2 protein-coding genes are annotated in these 927 nt (G+C 31.8%); both read left to right on the top strand.

Annotated features, from left to right (window positions below; translation table 11 throughout):
* Positions 1-190, top strand: a 190-nt coding sequence (locus CLPU_RS17410) for a hypothetical protein (protein WP_235436199.1), incomplete at its 5' end; no start/stop codon positions are given.
* A gap of 18 nt (positions 191-208) precedes the next feature.
* Positions 209-835 (top strand): hypothetical protein, encoded by a 627-nt coding sequence (locus tag CLPU_RS16330; RefSeq protein ID WP_050379149.1) that lies wholly within the window; start codon positions 209-211, stop codon positions 833-835.
* Positions 836-927: the final 92 nt, after the last annotated feature.

Below are 927 nucleotides of genomic sequence, written 5' to 3'. Positions count from 1 at the left end.
ATTCCATTCTAGAAAGGAGAAGATAAATATGATAAGATTTAAAAATTTAAGATGTAATGAGTGTGGAGAGTTATTTAGAATAACATCACGATCAGGCAATGTAGAACATGCGTTATGTCCTAACTGTGGAGATGATGAAGTAGACTACATGACGGATAGACAAGAGGAAATATTTGAAGATTTAATATAAAACAAAGGGAGTGGGAAAATGAGAATAATTTATACAGACGTATATGGATTTCAACATGCTCTAAGAGGAATGAGAAATCCAAAGAATAGTTGGGGTAGGACAGATAGCGTTGCATACGAATTAGATTCAGGAATATTAAAATTTAGTATAGGAAATGCAGATATAGAATTATCGAAAAAATTGGTTAAAGCAGGAACAGAGCATTGTAAACATTTAAGAATGATACAAGTATGGGCAGATGTAAAAGCACCAAGGTACTGGTGGCAGGAATTCGATACCTACAAACATGTTGAAAAGATTTCATGTTCTACTATGCATACCTTGTTTAGAAAAGAAATGTCGATATTAGATTTTGAGTTTATTTCAAAAGAAGAAGAGGTAGGTATTATATGTCAAGTTATAGATACGCTTAATGAATTAAGAGAAGAATATATAGAGAGTTCGAAAGAAAGATATTTAGAGCTGGCTAAAACATTGCTACCAGAAAGTTATTTACAAAAAAGAACTATAAACACTAACTATCAACAGTTATTAAATATATATCATCAGAGGAAAAATCACAGGTTACCACAATGGAAAGAGTTTTGTAAATGGATAGAAGAGTTACCTTATTTTAAAGAATTAACAGGGATAGATGATAAATAAAAGGAAGTGAGGTAGTGGACAGAGCGGAGAGAAGAAGGAAAGCTGTCTACATAAAGAAAGGGATAAATAAAATGTCCCTTTCTCAAGTAGAA

Source organism: Gottschalkia purinilytica (assembly GCF_001190785.1).
In the GTDB taxonomy this organism is placed as follows: domain Bacteria; phylum Bacillota; class Clostridia; order Tissierellales; family Gottschalkiaceae; genus Gottschalkia_A; species Gottschalkia_A purinilytica.
The sequence above is the reverse complement of the archived record's forward strand: the minus strand, read 5'-3'. Positions and strand labels throughout refer to the sequence as shown.